The organism is Pseudomonas sp. CDFA 610, assembly GCF_021147865.1.
GTDB lineage: Bacteria > Pseudomonadota > Gammaproteobacteria > Pseudomonadales > Pseudomonadaceae > Aquipseudomonas > Aquipseudomonas alliivorans.
The window spans coordinates 482761-489521 of sequence record NZ_JAGTPM010000004.1 but is presented as its reverse complement, the minus strand read 5'-3'; the positions used below and the strand labels follow the sequence as shown (position 1 = coordinate 489521).

General features: G+C 55.8%; 3 protein-coding genes and 1 tRNA gene. 1 reads left to right on the top strand and 3 read right to left on the bottom strand.

The window, feature by feature from the left end:
- Window positions 1-6 precede the first annotated feature (6 nt).
- A tRNA-Leu gene (locus KDX39_RS10010) sits at window positions 7-93 on the top strand.
- Between the two features lie 94 nt (window positions 94-187).
- Here KDX39_RS10010 and KDX39_RS10005 read toward each other — a convergent pair.
- The 3 genes from KDX39_RS10005 to KDX39_RS09995 form a co-directional block, all read right to left on the bottom strand.
- Window positions 188-3004, bottom strand: a complete 2817-nt coding sequence (locus KDX39_RS10005) for a hypothetical protein (protein WP_231660203.1) — start codon at window positions 3002-3004, stop codon at window positions 188-190.
- Between the two features lie 312 nt (window positions 3005-3316).
- Complete coding sequence (locus KDX39_RS10000; RefSeq protein WP_231660202.1) at window positions 3317-5251, bottom strand: methyl-accepting chemotaxis protein; 1935 nt, start codon at window positions 5249-5251, stop codon at window positions 3317-3319.
- Window positions 5252-5444: 193 nt separating this feature from the next.
- Window positions 5445-6737 carry an adenylosuccinate synthase gene (locus tag KDX39_RS09995; protein ID WP_025996901.1) on the bottom strand — a complete coding sequence of 431 codons (1293 nt, stop codon included), beginning with the start codon at window positions 6735-6737 and terminating at the stop codon, window positions 5445-5447.
- Between the last annotated feature and the right edge of the window lie 24 nt (window positions 6738-6761).

Sequence of the window (6761 nt, the reverse complement as noted above, 5' to 3'; positions counted from 1 at the left end):
GATGCTGCCCAGATGGTGAAATTGGTAGACACGCCAGCTTCAGGTGCTGGTGACCGCAAGGTCGTGGAAGTTCGAGTCTTCTTCTGGGCACCAATTCAAAAAACCGAGCCAATGGCTCGGTTTTTTCGTTCTGACGTGCACGATGGTTGTCGATGAGCACGCCACGTCTACAAAGAACACGCTCGGCTTATAGTTTCAAGCCGAAGCCATAAGCCGCCTCCCCGCCTATCAATATGTCTTTCAGATCTTTATCCGTGTCGTTATCAGGAAAGTAGCTCTTTCTGGTCAACAAACCACTATCACTCGCCCAGACCCGTCGATCCCACTGTTGTCCCGCAGGTGCAGCCGGAAAATCGATATCCAGCTTTCCACCATCTTCAGCGCGGAGTTTGCGCCAAGTCGCCAGATCCGGTATTACAAGACCTCTACTGTCGGCAATTTTCTTGCACTCTGTGTAGGTATTGAAATTCAGGTACTCCAGCGCGGAGATGCCCTGAACGGTGACCGTCACAAACACAACCTGCCCATCTGAATCTCTCACCTGGACAAATACAGATCCATTCTTCCTGGCCATCAACAGACCTGTCGAGTCGACCTCGACGACAGATGGATCCCCCGACAGGAATGTGTACGGCCCTTTGCCACCACTTACAAGCATTAGCTGACTTGAACCTGGCGGCACCGCAGCAGTACTGCCAGGCTTCGGATACGCAGCTGTTAAAGAGACTGCTGAAAACGTAACGCTCAAGGCGTTGCCTCGCGGCTTGATCACCACGTTCAGCACAGGAAAGTCTTCTGCATAGGTGTCATTAAAGTCGCCATCGAGCGTTACCTTTGCAAATACCTGCAGTTGGCTGCCTTCCGCCAATTTATCGAACTCCGCACGAGCGACAGCAATCGTCAGATCCTTCTGCGCCTCGGCGTCAGTCAATAGCCTGGCCGTCCAGACGTTGACCTCCAGAAAACTGCCATCCTTGGCAGTACCCTCCAGACGCAGCCACACTCTTTGCCCGGCGGCCATGAACGGCCACTTCTTGAGTGTAACTACGATGTTCGTTGTTATCGCAGTGAGGTCCAGCATATCTCCGGGCGCTTGCCCGATCACCGGCACAGGCAAGTCGTCCGTACCCAGCATCTCGACCTCAATGATGGTGTCTTCAGACTCTATGGGCGCAGCCAGTCCATTGCGCGTGACCTGATAGTAGACCCAGACCTCTGCCCCCGTATCGGCACCAATTGCAGAGGCCGGAATAGTGAACTCCAGCGCCTCGCCCACACTGCTCACCACCTGCTCCGCTATAACGGGTGTGCCGGGACCGTCAGTCCCGATCCAGAAGAGCTGAACCTTGTCGCCTGCGGCGATCGTAGGGTACGGGCGAACAACGACTGTTGTGCCATTTTGTACGGCAATCGGATCAAGTACCCACTCTGAAGACGCTGGAACCTCTGGAGCAGGAAGCAGCAAGCCAGCCAACTGAGGACCTACCGAGAATGACTCTTCCTGAGACCTGAATTTCTGAGTCTCGCCACCCAGCCCTTTTCGCTCTATGACGTAATAGGCGGTCGCCTTCTTGTTGAGCGCTGTATTGACGGTGGTAGCAGGTATGTTGAACACCAGATCCAGATTGACATTGGCAGCATCAACAGCTTGAGTGCCCAAGACGATGGGATCGCCACCGTCAGCCGACTGCCAATAGGCGGTAACGCTGTCGCCTTCCTGAGTTTCGACATAAGGCACGGTCAGTTTTGTACCGGAGCTCGCCAAGGCGGCATCCATCGAGCCATCCTTGACACCTTCCACCACAGCCCCAGTCAAAACCCTGGAATCCGCAGCCTCCCGATCCTTCTGGCTGCCTACAAAAAACTGATAGTCGGCAGAACGAAAGCTGACTTTCCGTCCGCCCGATAGAACACGTTCAAGCAGGTAGAAAACAGTAACTATCTTGCCCCGATTATATTCGATGGTGCTGTCAAGATAGACGTCAAACGACATGTCTCCATCGACATTCTGCTGAGTCACGACGCCCTCATCTGTGAAAGTCTTCTGTTTTGAAGAATCACTCCAAAACAGTGTAACTTTATCATTGACCAGGGTGCCGGCCGATGGAATATGAACATTAATGGAGTCGGCAATGTCATCTGGATCCAGGCGATTGTCAACAACCTCATTGATAAAGGGCGGCAGACTCGCAAGGCTTGGACCGACATAGACAGTGCGCTTGGGCGAGGTGTACCAGATGCCGTCTCTGTACACCTTATAATAGATACTCATCACCCCATTTAGCAGCGGCTTGATATCGGTATCTGTCCAGGTAATTTTCAACGGACGACGCTGCAGATTACTGGCGCTGACAGGTCGATCCTTGTCGGTAAAATTAATGGACGTCTGGTTGACGTCTACGCCCTCCCTGATGAGCTTGACAGTGTCGCCAAGTTTCATATCAGCATAATCAAGACTGACCGTCACGAAGTTGACCTTTACCTTGGTGCTGATATGGTCGGGATCGATCGTATCATTGACAGCTTCAATCAGCTCGGGCGGTGGGAGGTAAACGCCTCGAATCTCGATAAGAAGAGGCCTCGACGTACGAATCTTGCCAGAGGTCGTCGCCCGAGCCGGCCTGACAACATACTGAAGCGTCGCTGTTTGACCCGCCAGTCTCTTGATAATGTCTGACGGTACCGTAATGATCCTACTATCACCCCTCGCTACATTACGCGCGTAAAAAGACTCACTCCAACTGACTGATGATTCCGCGAGACCCTTGATATTTAGTTGAACATGCTCACCCGCCTTGAAATTTACATACCCATTATTCAGAACGGCAGACACTTGAATGTTGAGCCCACGCCCGGCCAGGTAAGACATGTCCGATAACGAGGGAGGCGATGATGGCTTGTCGGGATAACCCAACTGAACATAGTCAATTTTTTTAACAGCATCATATTTTTGCACTCCACCAACAATAATTGGAGCAGAGGGCGCCATTAATAAAGAAGGCATATTCATTCCATCCATAGAAATAAATGCAAAAAATCAAACCGTACCCTCGGCCCAGGTACAGCGTAGAAAGCTTATCCAGCAGCACAAGCGTTACGGACTCTAGACGACCGGCGATCACAGACACAACTATAAGAAGTAACAGGTAGACACTCAGAAAACATAAAGCCTTAAAGGCCCCCAAGGCACTAAAACTGAAGCCCTTAAGAATAAATGTGCCAAACCTACTTTCCATTGACAGGCTTAAAATATCGCTCTATGCATTCCGCAGGCCAAGGCATAAGCCAAGGCCTTTCCACAACAACATTCGCGCTCTCAAGCCCTGAACTGCCCCAGGCTCGCCTTCAATCGCGCCGACAGTGTATCCAGTGTCCGGCCACTCGCCGTCGTCTCGACAACAGCCTGAGCCGCTTTTTCGGCCTGGGCATGAATCACTTCTACACGCCCTCTCACCGCCTGTGCGCCCTGCGCCTGGTGCTCAGCGGCACGCGTGGCCAGTCCGATAGCCGCATGAACCTGCTCCACCGAAGTCTGCACAGTCTGCTGAAGTCGTGCACTGTCACGCAGAACCGCCAGCCCCTCTTTCGCTTGTCGCCCGGCCAGACCGATAGTCGCCACAGCTTCTTTGGCACCGGCCTGCAATTTGGTGATGTGCTCCTGAATATCGCCGGTCGAGCTTTGTGTCTTGCTGGCCAGCGCACGCACCTCGTCAGCCACCACGGCAAAGCCCCTGCCGGTCTCACCTGCGCGAGCCGCTTCAATGGCGGCGTTCAACGCCAGCAAATTGGTTTGTTCGGCAATGCCATGAATGACTTCCAGCACCACCTCGATCTGTTGACTTTGCTGCGCCAGACGCTCGATCACTTGCGAACCGGTTTCGACCTGGCCGGCCAATGCCTCGATCAAGCCGCCGACCTGATTTGAAGTGCGGGTATTCTCGTCGGTCGCCTGCTTGATATCGATGACCTGACGCAACGCCTCCTGCATGGCCTGGCTTTCGGCCTGAGCCTCATCGGCCATTTGCGCCAACGCCTGCAGACTGGCCGCCACTTCGTCACGCTGCAGGGCCGCTGCGGCGTCCGCACCGGCATTTCGCTGACTCATTGCGCCAATCTCGACACCGGTCAGTTGAGCGACCTCACCCGCCTCGCGGACAATGGGCTGAAGCTTGTCGATGAATCGGTTGACCGCGGCCGACATGTCACCGATTTCGTCATTGCTGTCGAGCTTCACGCGACGCGTCAGATCGCCTTCGCCCGCTGCCAGGTCATTGAGCGCAGCGATCAGAAGGTGCAATTTGTTGACCACCCGACGCCCAAGCACAACGCCCAGCAACAGCAACACCGCCAGACCGATCAGCGCCAGCCCCAGGCCGATATTCCAACGCAGCGTCTCAGCCGCTTCCCGAACGGCGGAGCGAGTATTGCTGGCCATTGCCGTCGCGGCCGACTGCGCTGACTCCAGGCGAGTGCGCAACGCTGCCGAACTGTCCCTGGAAGCGCCCGCCAGACTCTCGGAGACCAGTTGCTCACCACTGGTGATCAAGGTCGCGAAACGCTTATCCAGCGCGGTCAGGTTTTCTTCGACCGATGCAGTGGAAACGCCCATGCGAACCTTGCCGATTTCGACACCATTGGGACTGATGGAGGCTTCGACGTAATAAACCGACGGATCGTTTTTCGCGGCGTTGAGGATTTTGTCCATCGCCCGCTCACCCTCGCCTTTGGCGAGAAGCGCCTTGACCAAGGGATTGTCACGATTCATGTACCGCGTCAGGTGCTCGCCCGCCGCGTCGTCGTACACCACGAACAGTACGTTGGGATTACGTTGGGCACGACGGGCAAACTCGGACAGCGTCGGCGTATCGTTATCCCACATGGCACGCGGCGCGACGGCGGCCAGCAGTTCGGCCATGTCGGTAGCGGATTCCCTGAGGTCTTTTTCCAACGTGGTACGCAGTTGCGCCTGTTCCTGTTTCAGCCGTGTGGACAGGCCGCCACTGAGCCTCTGACGCGTACTGGCCGAGAGTGCGTCCAGACTGGATGTCACCTCGCTACTCGCGCGTTCCAGTTCGGACGATACATGTTGCGAATCTACCCCCAGCCGATTGGCAAGATCCGCTTCAAGCGCGGCGATCGTGCTCCGGGTGAGCGCAACCGCGACCACCACCTGCACCAAAAGGGCAATGCCCAGCGCAATAAAGACTGGGCGCAACAAACGACTTCGTAACAGAGATAACACAGCCGACACAGGAGAATCCCTCCACCTTGAGCGCCATTAAAATAGTGGCACTAATTTGTCGTTTCTATAGCAAGCGCCGTGCCGTGATGCAATTCACATTTTGTTTGCAAAGCAGTACCGGACGCGCAGGCTCTCTTCTGGAACGAAGCGGACAAAAAAAGGGCCGCACATGGCGGCCCTTCTTTTTGCAGCTAGCGAGGCATCACGCGAACGGGTGACGCAGAACGATGGTTTCGTTGCGGTCAGGACCCGTCGAGATGATATCGATAGGCGCGCCTACCAGTTCTTCGACACGCTTGATGTAAGCGCGCGCGTTGGCTGGCAACTGCTCCAGCGTCTGAGCACCCAGCGTGGATTCGCTCCAGCCTGGCATCTGCTCATAGACCGGCTCCAGACCCAGATAGCTGTCGGCATCGGTCGGTGCATCGATTACGGCGCCGTTTTCGTTCTTGTAACCCACACAGATGTTGATGGTTTCAAGACCGTCGAGCACGTCCAGCTTGGTCAGGCACAGGCCCGAGATGCTGTTGATCTCGATAGCGCGACGCAGGATGACGGCGTCAAACCAGCCGCAACGACGGGCACGGCCGGTGGTCGCACCGAACTCGTGGCCACGCTTGGCCAGGAACGCGCCAACGTCATCGAACAGTTCGGTCGGGAAAGGACCCGAACCGACGCGAGTGGTGTAAGCCTTGGTGATGCCCAGAATGTAATCCAGGTACATCGGACCGAAACCCGAACCGGTGGCGATGCCGCCAGCGGTGGTGTTGGAGCTGGTGACGTACGGGTAGGTGCCGTGGTCGATGTCCAGCAGCGAACCCTGAGCGCCTTCGAACATGATGTCCTTGCCGTCGCGACGCATCTCATGCAGCGTGGCGGTGACGTCGAGCATCAGCGGTTCAAGCATGTCGGCGTATTCCATGCACTCGTCGAGTGTCTTCTGGAAGTCGATCGCAGGCTCTTTGTAGTAATTGACCAGCACGAAGTTGTGGTAATCCAGCAACTCGCCCAGCTTGGATGCGAAACGCTCACGGTGGAACAGGTCGCCTATGCGCAGACCCCGACGTGCAACCTTGTCTTCGTAAGCCGGGCCGATACCGCGACCGGTCGTACCGATCTTGAATTCGCCACGGGCCTTCTCACGCGCCTGATCAAGGGCAACGTGATACGACAGGATCAGCGGGCAGGAAGGGCTGATGCGCAGACGCTCGCGCACCGGAATGCCTTTCTCTTCCAGCTTGATGATTTCACGCAGCAGTGCGTCGGGAGCAACCACCACACCGTTGCCGATCAGGCACTGCACGCCTTCGCGCAGTACACCGGACGGAATCAGGTGCAATACGGTCTTCTCACCGTCGATCACCAGGGTGTGACCCGCGTTGTGGCCACCCTGATAACGAACAACGGCGGTAGCATGTTCGGTCAGCAGATCAACGATCTTGCCTTTGCCCTCATCACCCCATTGGGTGCCCAGGACTACGACATTCTTACCCATAACACTCGTCCTCATTCACGCAAA